This window comes from Vibrio sp. YYF0003 (genome assembly GCF_036350715.1).
GTDB lineage: Bacteria > Pseudomonadota > Gammaproteobacteria > Enterobacterales > Vibrionaceae > Vibrio > Vibrio natriegens.
This window is the reverse complement of sequence record NZ_JAZDWA010000002.1, coordinates 344,778-363,256: the sequence shown is the minus strand read 5'-3', so window position 1 is coordinate 363,256 and position 18,479 is coordinate 344,778. Positions and strand designations below refer to the sequence as shown.

Genomic DNA, 18,479 nt, shown 5'->3' with positions numbered 1-18,479 from the left:
AGTTAATCCGTCCCCTTATGATACTGAACAGGAGTCTCTTCACCGTTATGTGATGATTGGGGCTGAGTGTTGATGATGAACTCTTCGCCGATAACAAGGTCTCCTACACCGGCAGGAACCGGTGCCGCTTGCTGATGCTTGGGCGCAATGGTGATGAAATGGTGCTGAGATGGCACCAATAAATACCATGGAAGTTCTGCGCCGATGGGTTCTTCAGTACGTGCGCTGTCTTGTAAGTGATACTTGCTGGTTGAATGATGGCTTATTTTAAGTACTGACAGACCACTGACGCTGGTCACCTGTTTTTGTTTACCGATGAATGCGGCTAATTTTGACAGCGATAACTGCCATCCCAAACCCATGTTCATACCTTCGCTGTTCCAGGGGCAAAGCGTCTGCATGATGGCGTACTCCAACTGACGTAACGCTAATCCATGGTGGGTACCTTCAGTGAACGTTACAGAACAGCGAACTTGTAGCGTTTCATATCCGGGGTTGCGGACATCAATTTGAGTGTGGGCGCGGGCAATCGTACTGAGGTAATCACGTATTGCGATAAGCGTGGTTGAGTCAATGTAACGCTGCTGACAAGGGTTGTGATTGCAGTCGTTGTGCACCGGAATAACCGTGAGCAAAACATGCCCTGGCTTGTGCGAGTTAGAGTCAAATTGTTTAGCTGCGAAACAGTTTACGGCGTCGATATCCGGAAACTGTTCCAACACCAGGCGCTCATAGTCCCATGGGGTTATTGCTTTTCCTTTATGTCGTAGATGCTCACTGGTTCTCGTGACCCAATGATCAAAATTCTCATCTGGTTTTAATTGTTGTATTGGAGTGAGTTGCGTAGTGGCACCCAGATTCGCAGGCTTATTCAGACACTGCCAGGACGCAAAGGGTGGTGTTTGCGGTTCTGCATTTCGTCCGCCTTCCACTTGAATGACGTGCGTTGCAATTTGGTAACATTTTGGATATTGATCAACGCCTTGGTTTGTACTGACTCTAAGCCAATATAAATCCGACGGCATAATATTGTGCTCGGTATTGATAGCATCCGGAATATCCAACGTGATGATGCCGGACGTCAAAAATCGGTGCGTTGTGTCATGAATGATGTGTTTTGCCGGAAGTTCGACCCATTGTTCGCCCACAAGGTAATACCACTGATATTCCGTAGACGGATAAGGCGTCAACATCTTTGCTTTATCACCAAGCAGAAAATAAAGATTGAGGTAGCCTGAGAGCTCTGACGCCGTTAAGCCGATAAACAAGTGACTGTCTTCTTTGTAGTGAGCCAGGATGCGAGGATAAGCGAACTTGTGTTTTTCGTTTCGTGGATAGATTTCCACTTCACCAAATGGGTGGAGGTGGATCATTCGACACTGGGTTTTCGTCGTCATATCACCCAGCTCGACTTTGTGTCTGGCTACGTAGTTAATCGACAGACGGTTTAACATCGGGGTGTATGGCGCTTTTGGCAAAGGTTGCTGTTTTTTCGACTTTGCATTCGCCGTCAGTGTCTTACTCAAAAGCAATCCATATTGATCGTGCCCAAAAGCATCCATAGGTGTCACCAGGGTGATCTTAAACAGACCATTACGAATATTTGACTGAGGGCTGTATGGTGTCTGGGGCCACGTTTGAGTCGTTGGCGTATAGCTGTTACTGATATTGCCAAACGTTAAAATATTCTCGCGATCCAATGCGCCTTCTTGCGGTGAAAACAAACTTTGTGGGCCATCATCTGTCGTATCCCAGCGCCCGTTATTTAGTACTTCAGTTACCACTTTGAAACTATGGTTTCGATAAGGGAAAGGATACTCATTGTAGTGGTCACGGAACCCATCACTTCCCTGTGGTAATCCAGACCAATCGAGGTGATAAGTGAGCTGCTTGAGATGCTTGATGGCGAATTCTTTGCTTGCGACAACCAAGTAGGAGCCATCTTTAGGTTGGGCACCAAGAGGCAAGAAGGGGCGGCTTGGATCGGCCTGCCCATCCTGATTAAACAGCTGTACTTGTGTTGCTCCTTTTACACGGCATTCCATCAAAAGCTGGGTGAATTCAAAATCGCGGAAGATAGTGTAGGGGAAGCAATTACTCTGCGCTTTTAAGCACAGCTTTAATGCTGGCGCAGTAAAATTCCATTTCGAGTTGTGAATGGCTGGGGTAGGCACTTTTGTCGCGGGGAAACCCGGTTCAAGCTGGATATGTAGACCAAACCCCATGGTAAAGTCGCTGTCATTTTCAATCGGAATGATCTGAGCACAATCGACGAGCTGCCATCCTTCTTCAGTGGAAATGGCGACATCAAATATATCTTCAAATAATTGGTAAAAGGTCTGAATACGCGAATAACCGAGCAGTAAGTTTACCGTCGCGTTGACCGACTCATCGAGAACATGCTCGTCAATCAGCTGCTCAGTCAGTGACTTGATCTTGTTAATGTCTTCTTCTGATAGCCACTCAACGTGATTTAGTGCGTAACGTGAGACTAACTGTCCAAGCACGCGGAAAAATCGCTCTTTTTGCTCCATGGAGTGGAGATTTTGGGTGGGTTTTGACGCGACTTCCTCTAGCAGCGCGAGTAATACACCGCGATACACCGCGCGAAGTTGCTGAGTCGGTTCTCTGTCGGCCAACTGCAAAATCCTATCGTCGTTAACTTTGTCGACAAGCGCTTTGCTTTGTATTTCGTACAGCCAACTTCCAATCACAGGCACTTGCAATAAAACGATTTCATTAACAACGGCTTCAAGCGCATCTCTAAGCTTACTGGACTCTTGCGGCAACGAGCGTTCCTGATCATGTTCGATATAGAGCTGAGATAATCTTTGATACACAATGCCATTGCCCACTTCTTGAAGTTGAAATTGCAAAGTGAGCTCTCGATGACCTTCAGCCAAAGAGAGTATTGGGTCTGAAATCACCAGTCCAAGATGCTTCTCAAGGCTGTTATCATCAATCTGGTGGCTACCAAACATCTTGAAAGCTTGGGTATTGTCACTTTGAGCACCTGTCTGCATCGGATTTAGCTCAATTTTCTGACGACTAATACCAGAATTAAAACCGAGCTCTTTCTCTGGAGAAATCAGAGGATCACGGCGAAGTGTAAAACCGAACGCCTTTTTCACTTCCGCATCGGTCACTGACATGGCGTAGTTGGTGCGAAATTCTATCGGCTCAAACGTTGCTGTATTGCCGGGAGTGAAGGCTTGCCCTTTGTTGATGATCACGGGCGTCTTGCTCGCTTTGCTTTGAGATAATTTGAGAAAGACAGGCGCTTCCTCTGCACTTTGCGGATACTGGTTCAAAACGTCTTGGTAATAAAACAGAAGATGTTTATGAGTAAACTGATTAATTTTGTTTTGAGCACGCTTAAAAAGTTTTAAGAAGCTGAGAAACAGAGCAAGCTGTGGAGGGTGCTCACCATGATGCAGAGATTGTTCGAAGGTTTCACGGCAGTCTTGTTTTAAGGACTCAATCAACACCAGAATCTTAGACAGACAATGTTGTGCTTCCTCTTTGATGTTGGTTAATTGAGCCGCTTGTTTTTCGCTCTGGGATGAATCAGATAGTTTCCACAAAGGGTCGAGATGCTCGTATTTATTGATGAGGTTTTTGGGCGTGCAATTAAATAGTTGTTGTAATGGGGCATTAAGTTGAGCCTGATAGCGGTTGAGCAGGCGAAGTTTTAACTCGTAGCTTATTTCTGGTGTGCTCGGTAAGTGTCGGTACCAGCTGTTTAACACAGTAAAAAGGTGAAGAATAAATTCTAGCGTTTGCTCTTCATCCAGACACTGTGCTTGTTTGAACTGACGTTTTAATGCTGCTTCATCCATGCTTAGTATTGCAGCACAAACCACCAATTCATTTTGTTCAAACATCGCACTCCAATTCCCTTTTACCTGCTTGTTCTCATCCATATAAGGGACAAGCTCGGCAAACTTTTTCGCCCATAGGATGAGCTGTTCGAAGCTGAGCTCGTAGGGCTGAAAGAAGTGAGGGCTAAGTGCAACGTTACCTCGTTCGTTTTGTTGCGTCATAAAGCATCTCCCGAACCGAGATCAGGCAGAAGGTCAGGGCTAACGAGGGTGCCTTCTTGCAGATAAAACGGATACACCATGTTGTCTCGCGTGTTGGTGGTGACTATCTGATAATCAAGCTCAATCATTATTTTCCCGTTTAGCGGAACGGGCGTCAGCGTTAACGAATCCAGGTCAATACGTGATTCAAACAGCAATATCGACTGCCGAATCTCGTATTCCATTTCAGTCAATGTTGTTTTTGTTAGTTCAGCAAAAACAAAACGGTTAATTCGGCACCCAAACTCAGGGTGCATCAGGCGTTCGCCGGGTGAGGTAGAAAGGAGGATCGCAAGACTCTGTTTGATGTCTTTTTCGTTACTACACAGTTCGACCGAGCAGTTGTCGGAGGTAAAGGTGGGAGGAAACGCCCAACCAGTCCCCAAGAATCCATTGTCTCTGTCCATAATCCAGTCCCTTTACATTGAAAACTAACCGCCAATGATCACTGTGAAGCAACCCATCGCAACATTGCCACCGTGGTTTGTACTGTCACCAATTCTTGCTGCGGGTTTTCCGCCAATCACCACGGTCGCCGAACCCTTTATTATGGTGGATGGGGGGCCGACACATGTGCATGAATCACCAACGACCGAGGCGGGTATTTTCCCGATCAACACCGTGGGTACGCCAGGCCCAATCACCGGACCTCCGACATGGGGAACGGGAGGAACGCCTGGCGTGGCCATTGGACATACGTGCATATCGGTAATTCTTGCTGCTGGTGGCATGTTGATGTCCTCTTTAAATCAGTCGTTAATTGATATTGACGATTGCGCCTTTAATGGTGGTATTCCCTGAAGCAGACAGTTCCGCACTGGCAGAGCCTTTGGCCGTTAACGAAGTGGTGGCGTCTGCTGAAACGTTCATTCCCTTTATGTTGGTGTCTCCTGTAGCTTCGATACTGGTATCACCAGTTGATTTCAACGAAATGTTTCCGCCTGCCGAAATGGTTATGTCTTTAGGAGAATCCAACGTGATTCCGCTGTCGTCTAAAGTGACGGTATTGCTGTTTTGATCGGCGAGCATAATGGACTTTTCATCGTCACTAATGGTGATCGAATTTTCACCGGGCGTAGTGATGGTGATGACCTTTTTGTCATCGTCGAACTCTATTTTGAGTTTGTTTTTAGTCACTATCGCTTTGGTGTAGTTCTCTTGGGTGAGCTCATAGGGCATCGCTTTTTTACTGCTGTACAAACTGCCGAGAATGATTGGCTGGCCAGGATCTTGGTTGATGTAACCGAGCACGACCTCGTCGTCGATTTCCGGAATAAAAAAGTTGCCACTTTCGTTAGTCGCGTAGTAACTGGAAAGCCTTGCCCAAACCTCGTTATTGGTATCACCTAATGCGGGTACTTTTACTTTGATTCGATATTGGGTTTCTGGGTCTTCATTGAGCTGAGTTACTACGCCGATCTGTAAACCGTCCACGGGAGGAAGCCATCCCGAGGCGGGTGGGGCACCGAGGTCACGATGCTCTGCAGACCATACCGGAGCAAGCCCCAAGTCAACGGTTGTTAGCCACTGACCTTGCTCGATTCTGTGATGTACCGCGCCGATATAGTGAGAGCCGTTGAATCGATCGCCAACGCCTGCTAACTCGATAAGACTATTAATTTGCGCCTTTGCATTACCTTGAAACGTGACAGTGCCACGTACTTTGGCAAGCATCGACTTCGCACGCTGTCCTTTTGCCCAGTTAGTCAGGCTGTCCTGGGTGTAACTGGCTGAGGTTTGCATTCGATATTCACTAATACCTAGCACGTTTGCCAGTTCGCTGGCTGATAAATTCCCCTGATTACTAATCTCGGTCGCTGCAGATTGTTGCGATAGCATTGCCTGTGTACTGGGGTCCCAGGCGGTACTGGTTACACTACTAAATTGATAACGTGCGTCTACTTCCGCACAGAAATTGATCAGGTCAGTGCCATAGGTAACGACAAGTGCCGCAGGATCACTGACGGAAGGAGCCTCTACCGAAAGTTTGTTTTGCTGGTTTGCTACCACCAAGCCATTTGCTTCAGCACGAGTCAGCATAAAGTCCCAGTCACTGCAGTTAAACTGAACCAGTTCGTCGTGTTCAACAGACGTACTGTCTACGCTATCAGCCGTGATACTTGAGTAGTTGCTAATCAGAGAATTAATGATGTCGCTGTCTTTTTGCTTCAAATAGCATTGGCTTTTTCTCGCTATCGTCATGGCGACCGCTTGATCTTTGCAAGTCACATTGAGTGTGGTTTGGTTGTTTTCGCTGATGCGAATAGCATGATTGGTCACCACGCCTTCGAAGATGGTTTCGTCTTCCGTACCGTAGCCGGCATCAATGGTGATCGTTGACCCTGGCTTAAATGTGTTTCCTGAGCTGACTTCAAAAGTTTGATCAGCGATGTCTCCGTCACGGATCTCAAGCTCTGCATAGGCAATATGGTTTACCTGATAAAAAACATTGACCGAGATAATGCCAATTGAACTCTCAATGACATTGCCATTTGATTTGATGCTTAACGTGACAATGTCACTATTAGTCTCGGTGGGAGATGCTGCCATGTCGCCTCACTTTTAGCTCAGAGGTGGAAAGTAGAGCTTGGTCCCAGGGGCAATGTTTCGCACACTGGGTAATTGGTTGTATGCCGCCACTTTGGAATAGTAGGAGCTGTCTTTGTAAATTTGATGGCAAAGTCCCGGTAAGGTGTCACCCGCTTTAAAAACGACATGATGAGTCAGATCGGGGGAGGACTTTTTGGCAAGTGCTTCTTTCTCTTGCTCAGTGAGAAATTGAGTAAAGTCTAGGGTAGCGGTTGCGCGTAAAGGAACACCACTCGAATCAAAAAGTACGTAAGAGACAGACATGGACGTGAGGCGTCCACGAAAGCTAAGCGCCGTGCCCCAACTGATTTTGACAGGGTTCGGTTCGTGCTGCTTTCCGTTATAGTCGTAGATCACTTTCCGAAGCAGAGTCAGTTGGTCTTGAACGGACTTTCCTTTTTTATACTCAACCACACCCGTAGCATCGATCATTATTTCAAAACTGAGTTTCTCACTTTGGTATCCCTGAAACTGCACTGTCGGCGCTATATCGCCCTGAGATTGTCGGTGTTTGCAAGGGTCGTCGGTATATCCAATGCCATAATCCTGCTTGATGGAATTTGGATTAAGCATGGCATTAAAAGTGGTTGCGGTATTACCGGAAGCTGCAATCGACTCAATTTTTAGCTTATCGACCATGCTTATCGCTCTCTGTTTTCTTGTTGGAGTTTACGGTGCATCCATTTTATGGTTTGGAATTGCGCCGTGTGTTGAGAAGAAACCTCGGAGAGAGCTCCTGTGCCTTTATCCGCGCCGTCACATTGGTGCTCCTTTTTTTGTTTCGATGATTCTTTTTCTTCAGTCGTGACATTGGAACGAATCGACATTTGTTTGATTTCTGTAGGCATACGTTAGTCACCTCTTGAACGGCTATTTTGTGCGGCTTGCTCTGCTGTAACAGATCTCAACTTCTTCAATCGCAACGTCATTTTTCGTCGAGCTGAACCCTTCAACTCGCCATTTAACGGGGTAGGCGTTATAGAGAACCCATACCCGGCATGGAGAGCCTTTTTCATCAAGCAATCGGACCGAGACCGTTTTTGGGACGATTGCTTTGGACAGTTGTGCTTCAAGCGTGTCCTGACACCATTTCACCAATGCCGAACTGGAATCAGCGATACCCCGCTTTAGCGTCAGGTTAGAGTGTTTGATCACTTTAGGTAGGTGATAGACCAGATTATTGCCGCCTTCCTGATAGTCTTCGGTATCTATTTGAGCTTCTAAACCAGAGATTTCCTGAAACGCAGAATCATCTTGGTTGTTACCGATCACTACGCTGAAGTAAAACGCGGGTAGGGGCCATTCATCTGCCATAAGCTCTGATCTCCAATAACGCTTTGTATGCCACAAACTGGCTTGGTTAACGCATCAAGCACGATAACCAAGCCAATGAGTTGCACTATGAGGTTGTGATTTCTAACCCTTCATGTGCCAGTTCTATGGTTTCTACGGCAACCTCATTACCGTCGGATTTCAAGTCGGTGCCTGTTACTTTTGTTGGCCACGCATTTTTAAGCTTCCAGCTCATCACCACACCACTATCTTGATCAAGTAAGTTGATGGTGACGGCGGTTCGAGCAATGGTGTTCATTTGGATCTTACTAAACCAGTCATAGAACTTGTTATCACTCTTAAAAATGCCTTTTTTCAAAGTGACGTTACTGGTTTTCACTAGCCCCGGCATCTTGATCGTCGAGAACACTTTGCTGTTGCCTGCGCGGTATTCAATTGGTTGGGCTTCGGTATCCAGACCCGATACTTCCTGGAATGCGGCGACCATACTTGCGTCGGCACCAGCACCACCATCCCATTTGACTTCAAAATGGAATTTGGGCATCGGCCATACGGTTTCTGATTGAGCTGAACCATCATCTGCCATGGTAGTCTCCTTTCTACAATTCGTTCATAAAGTTACGAAGGACTACGGCTAAAAGCCTTCTGCGCTTTTGAGTACTAAGTAATTATGATTCTTGCATTTTTTGCTGGAAGGTAATCTCAATGAATTCAGCCGGACGACTGATGGCTACCAACACTGTAATTCTCAAAATACCTTCTAGAATATCGTCACCGGTCATTGTTTTACCCAGCCCGACGCTAACGCTGTATGCCTCGCCAGGGGACGCACCCGCCAGACCGCCGCGTTTCCAAATGCCGTATAGGAAGTTACCAATCATGCTTTCCATCGATACCCAGGTACTGGAGACATTCGGCTCAAAAACATAAGCCTTTGAGGCAAGTTTGATAGATTCTTCAAGCATAATCATGGTTCGACGAACGTTAATGTATCGCCAGTCAAGGCTGTTACCATCAAGTGTGCGTCCACCCCAAACTAAGGTGCCTTCACCAACAAATGGTCGAATCGCGTTAATGGATTTACCCTGAGTAGTAACGTTGAGATCTTCTTGTTCGTCATCGCTGATATTAACCGTTGGAGAGACAACGGCGTTTAGGCTGACGTTAGCAGGTGCTTTCCATACCCCTCTTGAATTATCGACCATGGTATAGATACCAGCCATTGCCGCCGCTGGAGGAAGTATGTTCTGTTGGTGCTTCACTTCCTTCATGATGGTTTGGTAAAGCGGGCTGATGGTTTGTAGTACCTTATTAAGCAGTACCTGTTCTTGATCAGGTAAGTCTGTCGCGAGCTTGGCAATTTCATCAAGCATCTGCTGTTTTCGAGTCACGCGAAGTTTATTACTGCCGCTGTTTAGCTCATCATCGGAAAGGCCATCAAGATCTTTGAATGCCTCGTTGACTTCATTGGTGAGTAATTCAGAAAGCTTATCTAAGTTGCTGATGTTATGGAAGTTAACATCACTGTCCTGCACGATGGAAGTATTGAGCCAAGGGTAGTATGCCGAGGAATAATCCAGATAATTAATACCAAGTTTAGAACGGAAGTTTTCTATACAGTCACCACTTGGATCCTGACGATCTTTAAATCCTTCCCAGATATCGAGTATCGCGACTCTATTTTTCATCTTACCACCACAATGACCAAGCATGGCTTGCTGGACATTAATGCACGCATCTTCTGCCAGTTGCACACTTTCAGGGATCACGAGCATGGTAGCCTCAGGCTCTTTAATCAGCGGGTCAATTCCCCCTTTTAAAACGCCTGGGTCGAGGTCGTCACTGTAGCCTCCAACCGATACGATATAGCAAGGCCCACCGCCATTTTGAAAGAAAAATAGCATATTGTGATAGAGCGTATAGCGTGTATTCGATTGCTTTATCTGATAAGCCGTACCTTGTTGGCTGAAAGCGACCGCAGCACTCGCATCATCACCAGCTTCACTGATCTCAAAGGTTGGTAACGGCGCGCCACCGAAGTACTGGCGAAACTCTGACATCGAAGTGATGCGCCAGGGTACTTTACTCAGCGATTTTCCGCCATTTTCAGCTTTCTCTGTATAGCCAATAAACGCTGGCACAGCAGTAGCGACCTCGACAACAGAATTGGGGAAGGCATTTTTCTCAACTATGTAAACGCCCGGTGTTTTCATTACAACCATAGTTAAATCCTTTAAGTGAGAATTGAATGGTTACCAAATGCTCGCGATTAGCAGAGTAATACTTCACCCAGTACTGCTGTCATAGCGAGGCAGTTACTAATAAATAATGTAGTAAACAAAATGCACTGCATTTAAATTAATATTAGATGTGCAAACTGATTTTTGTATCATTAAGATTTATTTGGAATGTAAATCACTGTTTTCAATTTAAAAACAGTTTTTATCGCTAGGCCAAAAAAATATGGCACAGTCGTTGAGGTTGATTATCGACTGTTTCAATTTCAATGTGAGCGGGGCTGGCGGCGGCGAGACGACGGTAAATGATTTTATGGTTGGCTTTGAGTTGAAGTGTCAAATCAGAACGGTGCAAAACGGGCAGCGAGGTATTGGAGCGGAACACTAGGCAAGGCTTATGATTGAGATGCTGTATCCCGATACTTTTAAATGTAAGTTCGCCGTTGGAATCGATAATTTGATATTCCTTCGACTCATTGTCAGTGAAAAAATAATACTGCCAATAAGCGTAAGTGTGGCTGTAATTTAATATTACTTGTCTGTTTTCATTATAAAAATAGTCGTCATTAATGGTCAGATTTATTATTCCGACAAGGTTTTGACTTAATTCAAATTCTGAAATAGCAGCGTATTGATCAACGCTGATAATATCTTCAGCGGTCAACCATTGTTTGGGAGACACCGAAAGAGGCGACTCACTACCTAAATGCATCTCGAATAGTGCAACCGACATCGGTGTGGACAATGGAATATCGGTATAATTACGAAATAGTGGGTCTTTACTGAATACTTTAAATTGCAATAACGCAGGAGAGTCAGGTGGAGAGATCTCTTTCAACATGTCTATGTCTGCAACAACATATAATCCACCAAGTGTAGGCTTTAAAAACATGTAGTGATGCTTAAGCCATTGAATCGTATCGTTTGTCGGAACCACATCAACAGGTACACTCATACGGCTGTTAGAAAAGTACTCATGATTGACCGAGAGAGCAATATAGGGAACGTAATTCGACATTATTGCTCCCGTTTTTTTAAGTTAGATTTGACGAAATTTAACGGCCCAGATTGTAGCAATACCGCTTCGCTGTTCGGGATCGCAACACGTACCTGATAGACGCATGAAGGCAGGTAATGGGAACCAAGCATGCTCCACATATGGCTCAAGTTTGTTTCGGTGAGAGTCGCCATTTCCATCGCGATTTGTTCGACAAACTCAGGCATGTCGGGGGAGTTCTGTCGATTGAATAACGGGTTTCGATTAAAAAATGCCAGCAAATGAGACAATATTTTTAAGCCATCAGTGTAATTGGATGCAGAGAAGTTTGCAGCTACCACCACGGAAACGGCTAAGAATAGAGGCTTGTTCGATATTGCGGATCGAGAAGTGGGCTGGAAAGCGGCGATATTTCCTCCCTTGGAAAAGGGATCTCTTTCCAGGCCGCTAATAAAAATAAGCACTTTATTTTCATTAGAGCCATTACTTTGCTTATTAATATCAGAAGGGGAAGCCACAATGACTAAGTTGTCTGACAGATCAAAAGCAGAGTTTATTGACTGATTCATGCGTTCGCACAGGTACTCAAGACAGCTATCTAACATAGGTTTCTCACTCTCGGTTAAAACTTAGTTTAGCTAGATTTAATTGGATTGTTGTGCAAGTTAAACAAATTCTTTGTGGGGCTTAGATGTATTGGGTTAAACAAAAGGAGTGATGACGGGTTGGCTGTTGAGCGGTTTTACATTGAAAGAGCAGGATTCAAAAAAGGCCCGGTTGAGATGCGGACCTTAAACAAGACAACGAAAATTACCGTTCAGGAGTTTCCAGTAATTTGATGACGCTCTCTACCGTGTTGTTAAGCGCCTCGCTGTTGTCGAGTTTACCAGAGCTTGCCGGACCAAGTGCACACGTATACAAAATCAGCTGCTTATCGAAAGGCAGATCGAGCTGCTCGTATAAGTCTTGACGGATTTTGGCGTGTTGTTCTGGTTCCTGGTTTGCAAGGCTAACTAGTGTGTCATAAATAAGATTTTTCATTGTAATTACGTTTCTTATTGTTGGGGGTGCATATAGTTTAGTGGTTTGCAAGACGAAAATCCGACGCTTAGGTCACATATCAACGGGTTTAACAGGTATTGGTGTAATTAGCTGGATGAATAATTTGGTGTGATTTTTATTACTAGCAGTTTTCACTGCACAAATTGGTTCGTTTGCACTAAAGCTTAAGGGATCATTAAAGTTTTGAGCAAAATCCACCTTGAGAAGCTTCTTATGAGCTTTAATGTACTGAGGTGAGCGAAACAAAAGGTGGCAATATGTTAAGTAAACTAAACAATCGTCTTTCTACCGTGGCAGAGCACATGGCAGACCTTGAATATCAGCTTGGCACTTATCTTCAACCGGGGCAGTATTCTTGTGTCGTGCAAGGTGAAGAGGTATTTCTCGAGTATCAGCACGATCTAGAGTTTGAGAACGCCTCGGGCCAAGCGGAATCGCTATTGAGATTGTTCAATATCCCATTAAGTGGTGACGAGAGAAAGTTGTTGGTTGAGGTGACAGGTAAGGGCAACACAACCAAACTGCATTTGAATCTATCCTGCGAGAATGAAACTGACCTCTTGCTCAAGTATGTCTGCTCCGAGCTTTTGTCTGCGTTTCGTTCATTAGCAACGTGATAAAGGGAATGCTCAAGAATAAGTGAAGGCATTGCAACAGAAAGAGTCATCGAGAGTGATGTAAAGCTCTCGATGAACTGAGTGGCTAGCGAAATAATACTCGCTCTTTTTGATACTTATTTAGTCAAAAGCCAATTACGCTGGTGGATGGTTCTCAATCCAGTGTCTTGCTATGTCTTCACGGGTTGCTACCCAAACTGCATCATGAGATTGAATGTAGTCTAAGAAACGTTTTAACGCTTTGAAGCGACCTGGCTTACCAACCACGCGACAGTGCAGACCGACCGACATCATTTTAGGGGTTTCAGCCCCTTCTTCGTACAAGCAATCAAAGTGATCTTTCAGATATTCGAAAAACTCGTCACCGTGGCTAAAACCGTAAGGGGAGGAGAAACGCATGTCGTTGGTGTCTAATGTATACGGAACCACAAGGTGTGGTCGGGTGCTGCCGGCATTATTTTTGTCTGGTACTTGTGTCCAGAAAGGCAGGTCATCGCCGTAATAGTCAGAGTCGTAAAGCAGGCCGTCTTGCTCTGCGACAAGTTCACGCGTATTCGGTGAATCACGTCCGGTATACCAACCAATTGGGCGAGTGCCTGTCAGTTCTTCGATGATATCCAGTGCTTGAATCATATGCTCGCGTTCAACGTCAATTGGCGTGTTCTGATAGTGCAACCATTTAAGACCGTGGCAGGCAATTTCATGACCTTCTTCAACGATCGCTTTGGTCACTTCTGGGTTACGCTGTAGTGCAGTAGCAACACCAAATACAGTAAGCGGAAGCTCGCGACGTTTAAACTCGTTTAAGATTCGCCAAACACCAACACGGGAACCGTATTCATAAAGTGACTCCATACTCATGTGTCGGTCATTATACGCTTCTGCTCCTGCGATCTCAGAAAGGAATGTTTCTGAATGCTCATCACCATGAAGTACGCAGTTTTCCCCACCTTCTTCGTAGTTCAGGACAAATTGCACCGCAATCTTAGCGTTATTAGGCCAGTTAGCGTGAGGGACGTTATCTCTTCCGTAACCGATATAATCGCGAGGGTTATTTTCTTCCATAAAGTAAACCTTGATGTAAATATTCTTCTAAAAAGCAGGATGGGTATGTGTTTATTTTTACTGCGACCAGTGCTTGAAAATTCCGTGGATTGGCTTCACCAACGGTGCCCCGTATTGACCACTTTTTGATGTCACTAAGTTCAGTTGGTTCAGAGACTCAGCAAGTTTCACTGCCGCAGCAACACCATCGATCACAGGTACATTCAGTTCTTCTGAAAGCTCGTTGGCTAAGTCAGACATGCCAGCACAACCGAGTACGATGGCTTCGGCACCGTCTTCTTTGATTGCTTTACGGCATTCTTCAGCAAGTAGCTGATAAGTGTCCATACTTAGAGATTCAAGTTCCAATACCGGAATATCTGTCGCTCGAACACCGCTGCACAAGTGGTGGTAACCGTATCTTTGAAGAAGGTGTTCACTTGCTGGTAGTGTTCTGGTCATTGTAGTGACGACGCCAAAGCGGTAAGACACCAAGCTTGCGAGTTGGAACGCTGCACCTGCGATACCAATCACTGGCTTGGTTGCAATCTCACGTGCTGCGTCAAGAGCAGGATCACCGAAGCAGGCGATAATGTGTGCATCGACACCTTGCTCTTCGCCAGTGCGAATCACATCAAGGAGCGCTGCAGCAGCGAGCGTTTCGTCAAATGCACATTCAATGCTTTCCGGACCGTTAACTGGTGAAGACGCAATGATTTCTGTACCAGGTAAGGCAACGGTTTGTGCGCTGATCGCAATTTTGTCTGTCATTCCCTGACAAGTATTAGGGTTGATCAAATTGATTTTCATTTTGTATTAGTCCGTTTCGCAAAAAAGTTTATGAAAATTAACCGGCTCTTTAGATTTCGATTCCAACTCCAATGACGATTTGATCACGACCAAGTGATGCTTCATCCATTGCTGAGCTTTTTCATCCTGAAAGTTGTCGAGCAGATCGATAAGTTCTGAGTGAGAGCCACAATCGCAGCTGACGCTATGTTTTGAGCCGTACGCGGCGATGACCAGTGAAGAGCGGTAACAAAGCTGTTCAACAAATTCGGCCAATACGGAATTTCCCGACTGTTTGGCTAGTTCATAGTGAAACTTAGCTGTCAGCTGGATAGATTCGGCTAAATCACCATGTTGGGTCGCTTTATCTTCCTGAGTAACAATGGAGCGTAAATAGTTAGACTGCTTTTCGTCCCAGTTACGAATAATGTCGGTGATCAGCAGTGGCTCAAGTAAAATTCGGCTGTTCAGCACCTCTTCTGCTTCCTGCTTACTAGGGCTGTTCACGTGTGCGCCTTTATTCGGTTGAATAACCACAAATCGTTCAAGCGCTAATCGTTGCAAAACTTTTCGAATGCCAGTTCGGCTTACACCAAAAGCTTCTGAGAGTTTGTCTTCTGGAAGACGTTCTCCGGGCTCAAGTTTGTGTTCAACAATCGCCTTCAATATTTGTTGATAGATCTTTTCATCGTTTGACATAGGTAATCGATCCAAATTTTTTATCCAACCCAATAAAGCAATATGTATACCACTAAACAATCTCGCATGCATCATTGTATACAATCTAAATCTAAATCTTTGCCAATTCTAGTGTCTATAGTGATTGCCTATTCAAATTACTTGACCAAAAGGACAGGTGGGTTGAGTATATACGCACTCCTTGTGGCACCAAATATGTGCACTATGGTCAAATCTGGTGCGCTATAAGGGCGACTTCATAGGGCAAGTTTCACCAATTCGTTGTATGGCGGGGGTTTTCAGAATTGGCACGCTAATTGTATTTGGGATTGTATACAATTAGTAATGGAGATAAGCACATGAAAAAGGAATTACCTGTTAGCCCAAGGCTAAGCAACGAGGATCTAGCACCAGAGAAGGAACAGAAGTGGGGCTGGTATAGCATCTTCGCTTTTTGGATGTCAGACGTGCACAGTGTAGGGGGATATGTATTTGCAGCGAGTTTATTTGCGCTTGGATTAAACGGTATTCAAGTTTTCATCAGTTTGCTGGCGGGTATATCTATTGTATTAGTATTTGCCAACTTGATGGGTAAGCCAGGACAAAAAGCGGGCGTTCCGTTCCCTGTCGTCGCTCGTATGTCGTTTGGTGTGTTTGGTGCGAATATTCCAGCTGTGATTCGAGGCATTATTGCTGTCGTTTGGTACGGTATTCAAACTTACTTAGCATCAAGTTCGTTCATTATCTTGCTGCTGTACTTCTTCCCATCGATGGAGAGTTTAGCAAATGACTCGTTCCTGGGTTTATCTTACTTAGGTTGGGTTGGCTTTAGCTCAATGTGGGTACTGCAAGCAATCGTATTCATGTTCGGTATGGACATGATTCGTAAAGTGATTGACTGGTCTGGTCCTGCGATTTACATCGCTATGTTTGCTCTTTGTGCATACATGATCAATCTGGCAGGTTGGGAGAACATCAGCTTTAACCTAGGTAAAGAAACACTGGTTGGTTCTGAAGCAATTATTCAGATGATCATCGCTACAGCACTGGTTGCAGGTTACTTTGCGGGTCCAACACTTAACTTTAGTGACTTCTCTCGTTACTGTACAAGCTACAAAGACTTGAAACTTGGTAACTTGTTAGGTCTGCCACTGAACTTTATTGTGTTCTCTTTGTTCAGTGTGGTTATTGTGTCAGCATCGATTCCAGTTTTCGGAGAGATGATTGTTGACCCGGTTGAAACAGTTAAACGCCTTGATTCTGGCTTAATCACTGTTCTTGGTGCATTGACCTTTATTTTCGCGACAGTCGGCATCAACATCGTGGCTAACTTTGTTGCACCAGCGTTTGACTTCTCGAATGTGTCACCACAGAAAATCAGCTTTAAAATGGGTGGTTTCATCGCAGCGTTTGGTTCAATCCTACTGACTCCTTGGAACCTGTTTAACAACCCAGAAGTGATTCACTACACGGTTGACGTTTTAGCCGCGATGATTGGTCCACTATACGGCATCATCATTGTTGACTACTTCATTGTGAAGAAAGGACAAATCGATGTCCCATCACTTTACACTGAATCGCCACAAGGTCAGTACTGGTACAAAAACGGCGTTAACATGAACAGTGTTTATGCGCTAGTAATCGCAAGTGTCGCTGCCATTATTGCAACCTTCTTTGTCACGGAATTAGCGAACTACGCGTTGTTTATCGGTGGTTTCGTTTCAGCAATCGTGTACAAACAGTTGATGCAAAAGAAATTGTTTTGGGTATCAAAGGCAGCTTTAGCAAAGCAACAATAAACAACTTTATGCGTGGCTTTAAATTGAATTAAATCGCCAACTTAAAGATAAAGTAAACAAGTAACTCAACTAGTGGTTGCTTGTTTACTTCAAAGGAATGAGAAGAAAGAATGGAAATCGATCAACGTATTTATTGTACCCAAGGGCCTGATTACCTACCGGCTTTAAAGCAAGGCTCACTGAATGGATTGAGTTTTGTCTTTAAAGATCTCTTTGACGTAGAGGGATATGTCACCGGAGCAGGAAACCCTAAGTGGCTAGAGACTCACAGCAAAGCAGAAAGCACTTCGCCACTCATCATCTCGCTTTTAAATGCAGGAGCAGAGTGCAAAGGCCGAGTTCAAACGGATGAGCTAGCTTACAGCCTGAATGGTATTAATGTTCACTACGGCACGCCAGTTAATCCTTTAGCGCCTGACTGTTTACCTGGTGGTTCTTCAAGTGGCAGTGCTGTCGCGGTAGCAAAGGGTGACGTTGATTTTTCTATCGGAACAGATACTGGTGGTTCGGTTCGTGTTCCTGCGAGTTATTGCGGCCTTTTCGGCTTACGCCCAACATTGGGTCAGTTGTCATTAGAAAGCAGTTTCACACTGGCTGAAAGCTTCGATACCGCAGGTGTGTTCAGCCGAGACTTATCAACGCTGGAAAACGTGTATGCATGTCTTGGCCCTGAAACTCAGCCTCAAACTGTCGCGAAAACCCTGATTTTGGATCAAAGCTTGTCAAAAACTCTGGGAAATGAACGCCTAGAGGAACTAAAACAGTGGGCTGACAGTGCAAATATTCAGCTTGAATACAACAATGCTCTGCAAGACGCAGGCTATTACCTTGGCGAATTAAGCGCATTATTCCGAACCATCCAAGGTTACGAAATTATTGACCGCCACAGCGCGTGGCTTGATGAGTGGCAACATACGCTGGCACCAGCAATACAAGAACGAGTTGTATGGGCGCGTACCATTTCGGCTCAAGATTATCGTGAAGGGAAAGAACAACAAGCGAAGTTTACCAGCTGGCTAGCTAAGCAACTTGCGGACAAGGATACGTTGTGGGTATTACCGACCACCCCAGGAAAATCACCTAAGCTCACGACTCCAGATGCAGACTTAGCGGAATATCGCTCTGATCTTATGGGGCTAACCAGTCTCGCGGGTTTAAGTGGATTCCCTCAACTTCATATCCCAATGAATAACGTAACAAATGGACCTTGTGGTGTGTCGTTACTTGGGTCAGCTAACAGCGAATACGATCTGATTGCGACAGCGTCGTCTTTAATCAAAGGAGAGTCTTAA

Annotated in this window: 18 protein-coding genes; 3 read left to right on the top strand and 15 right to left on the bottom strand. The window is 45.1% G+C overall.

The genetic code is table 11. The annotated features are described in order from the left end of the window. Window positions 1–2: 2 nt before the first annotated feature. The 12 genes from V1U08_RS08140 to V1U08_RS08085 form a co-directional block, all read right to left on the bottom strand. The gene (locus tag V1U08_RS08140; protein ID WP_330470378.1) at window positions 3–4,043 is read right to left on the bottom strand and encodes a hypothetical protein; all 4,041 of its coding nucleotides are present in this window, start codon (window positions 4,041–4,043) and stop codon (window positions 3–5) included. After that, window positions 4,040–4,489, bottom strand: a complete 450-nt coding sequence (locus V1U08_RS08135) for a GPW/gp25 family protein (RefSeq protein WP_020333193.1) — start codon at window positions 4,487–4,489, stop codon at window positions 4,040–4,042. The genes V1U08_RS08140 and V1U08_RS08135 overlap by 4 nt, the downstream gene beginning before the upstream one ends. Window positions 4,490–4,513: 24 nt before the next feature. Then, a complete protein-coding gene (locus V1U08_RS08130) occupies window positions 4,514–4,813 on the bottom strand; it encodes a PAAR domain-containing protein (RefSeq protein WP_330470377.1) in 300 nt (99 codons plus the stop codon). 25 nt (window positions 4,814–4,838) lie between these two features. Beyond that, on the bottom strand, window positions 4,839–6,632 hold the full coding sequence (gene vgrG, locus V1U08_RS08125; RefSeq protein ID WP_330470376.1) for a type VI secretion system tip protein VgrG: 1,794 nt from the start codon (window positions 6,630–6,632) through the stop codon (window positions 4,839–4,841). 12 nt (window positions 6,633–6,644) lie between these two features. Beyond that, the gene (locus V1U08_RS08120; protein ID WP_065296770.1) at window positions 6,645–7,310 is read right to left on the bottom strand and encodes a CIS tube protein; all 666 of its coding nucleotides are present in this window, start codon (window positions 7,308–7,310) and stop codon (window positions 6,645–6,647) included. A gap of 2 nt (window positions 7,311–7,312) precedes the next feature. After that, window positions 7,313–7,519, bottom strand: coding sequence for a hypothetical protein (locus V1U08_RS08115; protein WP_330470375.1), 207 nt, complete (start codon window positions 7,517–7,519; stop codon window positions 7,313–7,315). Between the two features lie 22 nt (window positions 7,520–7,541). Next, window positions 7,542–7,985 (bottom strand): phage tail protein, encoded by a 444-nt coding sequence (locus V1U08_RS08110; protein WP_330470374.1) that lies wholly within the window; start codon window positions 7,983–7,985, stop codon window positions 7,542–7,544. 85 nt (window positions 7,986–8,070) lie between these two features. Then, window positions 8,071–8,550, bottom strand: a complete 480-nt coding sequence (locus V1U08_RS08105; RefSeq protein WP_014231707.1) for a phage tail protein — start codon at window positions 8,548–8,550, stop codon at window positions 8,071–8,073. A gap of 82 nt (window positions 8,551–8,632) precedes the next feature. Further along, the gene (locus V1U08_RS08100; protein WP_014231708.1) at window positions 8,633–10,186 is read right to left on the bottom strand and encodes a phage tail sheath family protein; all 1,554 of its coding nucleotides are present in this window, start codon (window positions 10,184–10,186) and stop codon (window positions 8,633–8,635) included. Window positions 10,187–10,412: 226 nt separating this feature from the next. Then, a complete protein-coding gene (locus V1U08_RS08095; RefSeq protein WP_330470373.1) occupies window positions 10,413–11,219 on the bottom strand; it encodes a hypothetical protein in 807 nt (268 codons plus the stop codon). Next, window positions 11,219–11,803 (bottom strand): DUF4255 domain-containing protein, encoded by a 585-nt coding sequence (locus tag V1U08_RS08090; protein WP_330470372.1) that lies wholly within the window; start codon window positions 11,801–11,803, stop codon window positions 11,219–11,221. Before V1U08_RS08090 ends, V1U08_RS08095 begins: the two co-directional genes overlap by 1 nt. A gap of 205 nt (window positions 11,804–12,008) precedes the next feature. Further along, the gene (locus V1U08_RS08085; RefSeq protein WP_020333201.1) at window positions 12,009–12,239 is read right to left on the bottom strand and encodes a PAS factor family protein; all 231 of its coding nucleotides are present in this window, start codon (window positions 12,237–12,239) and stop codon (window positions 12,009–12,011) included. Between the two features lie 278 nt (window positions 12,240–12,517). Here V1U08_RS08085 and V1U08_RS08080 point away from each other — a divergent pair, with 278 nt between their 5' ends. Then, window positions 12,518–12,877: a hypothetical protein gene (locus V1U08_RS08080; protein WP_329351825.1), complete on the top strand. Its 360-nt coding sequence runs from the start codon at window positions 12,518–12,520 to the stop codon at window positions 12,875–12,877. A gap of 135 nt (window positions 12,878–13,012) precedes the next feature. Here the strand turns inward: V1U08_RS08080 and puuE are convergent, their stop codons facing one another. From puuE to V1U08_RS08065, 3 genes are read right to left on the bottom strand one after another with little or no spacing between them, the layout of a single operon-like run. Further along, a complete protein-coding gene (puuE, locus tag V1U08_RS08075) occupies window positions 13,013–13,942 on the bottom strand; it encodes an allantoinase PuuE (protein WP_065296776.1) in 930 nt (309 codons plus the stop codon). Between the two features lie 57 nt (window positions 13,943–13,999). Then, on the bottom strand, window positions 14,000–14,731 hold the full coding sequence (locus tag V1U08_RS08070) for an aspartate/glutamate racemase family protein (RefSeq protein ID WP_330470371.1): 732 nt from the start codon (window positions 14,729–14,731) through the stop codon (window positions 14,000–14,002). A 6-nt stretch (window positions 14,732–14,737) separates the two neighbouring features. Beyond that, window positions 14,738–15,409, bottom strand: coding sequence for a GntR family transcriptional regulator (locus V1U08_RS08065; RefSeq protein WP_330470370.1), 672 nt, complete (start codon window positions 15,407–15,409; stop codon window positions 14,738–14,740). Between the two features lie 338 nt (window positions 15,410–15,747). On the opposite strand from V1U08_RS08065, the gene V1U08_RS08060 reads away from it, so the two are divergent. Both V1U08_RS08060 and V1U08_RS08055 read left to right on the top strand, forming a co-directional pair. Next, window positions 15,748–17,187, top strand: a complete 1,440-nt coding sequence (locus V1U08_RS08060) for an NCS1 family nucleobase:cation symporter-1 (RefSeq protein WP_020333204.1) — start codon at window positions 15,748–15,750, stop codon at window positions 17,185–17,187. Between the two features lie 110 nt (window positions 17,188–17,297). Next, window positions 17,298–18,479 (top strand): amidase, encoded by a 1,182-nt coding sequence (locus tag V1U08_RS08055; protein ID WP_330470369.1) that lies wholly within the window; start codon window positions 17,298–17,300, stop codon window positions 18,477–18,479.

Coding starts and splice junctions, on each gene's coding strand:
- V1U08_RS08140 (WP_330470378.1), bottom strand. CDS start 4,043: ATGACGCAACAAAACGAACGAGGTAACGTTGCACTTAGCCCTCACTTC.
- V1U08_RS08135 (WP_020333193.1), bottom strand. CDS start 4,489: ATGGACAGAGACAATGGATTCTTGGGGACTGGTTGGGCGTTTCCTCCC.
- V1U08_RS08130 (WP_330470377.1), bottom strand. CDS start 4,813: ATGCCACCAGCAGCAAGAATTACCGATATGCACGTATGTCCAATGGCC.
- vgrG (WP_330470376.1), bottom strand. CDS start 6,632: ATGGCAGCATCTCCCACCGAGACTAATAGTGACATTGTCACGTTAAGC.
- V1U08_RS08120 (WP_065296770.1), bottom strand. CDS start 7,310: ATGGTCGATAAGCTAAAAATTGAGTCGATTGCAGCTTCCGGTAATACC.
- V1U08_RS08115 (WP_330470375.1), bottom strand. CDS start 7,519: ATGCCTACAGAAATCAAACAAATGTCGATTCGTTCCAATGTCACGACT.
- V1U08_RS08110 (WP_330470374.1), bottom strand. CDS start 7,985: ATGGCAGATGAATGGCCCCTACCCGCGTTTTACTTCAGCGTAGTGATC.
- V1U08_RS08105 (WP_014231707.1), bottom strand. CDS start 8,550: ATGGCAGATGATGGTTCAGCTCAATCAGAAACCGTATGGCCGATGCCC.
- V1U08_RS08100 (WP_014231708.1), bottom strand. CDS start 10,186: ATGGTTGTAATGAAAACACCGGGCGTTTACATAGTTGAGAAAAATGCC.
- V1U08_RS08095 (WP_330470373.1), bottom strand. CDS start 11,219: ATGTCGAATTACGTTCCCTATATTGCTCTCTCGGTCAATCATGAGTAC.
- V1U08_RS08090 (WP_330470372.1), bottom strand. CDS start 11,803: ATGTTAGATAGCTGTCTTGAGTACCTGTGCGAACGCATGAATCAGTCA.
- V1U08_RS08085 (WP_020333201.1), bottom strand. CDS start 12,239: ATGAAAAATCTTATTTATGACACACTAGTTAGCCTTGCAAACCAGGAA.
- V1U08_RS08080 (WP_329351825.1), top strand. CDS start 12,518: ATGTTAAGTAAACTAAACAATCGTCTTTCTACCGTGGCAGAGCACATG.
- puuE (WP_065296776.1), bottom strand. CDS start 13,942: ATGGAAGAAAATAACCCTCGCGATTATATCGGTTACGGAAGAGATAAC.
- V1U08_RS08070 (WP_330470371.1), bottom strand. CDS start 14,731: ATGAAAATCAATTTGATCAACCCTAATACTTGTCAGGGAATGACAGAC.
- V1U08_RS08065 (WP_330470370.1), bottom strand. CDS start 15,409: ATGTCAAACGATGAAAAGATCTATCAACAAATATTGAAGGCGATTGTT.
- V1U08_RS08060 (WP_020333204.1), top strand. CDS start 15,748: ATGAAAAAGGAATTACCTGTTAGCCCAAGGCTAAGCAACGAGGATCTA.
- V1U08_RS08055 (WP_330470369.1), top strand. CDS start 17,298: ATGGAAATCGATCAACGTATTTATTGTACCCAAGGGCCTGATTACCTA.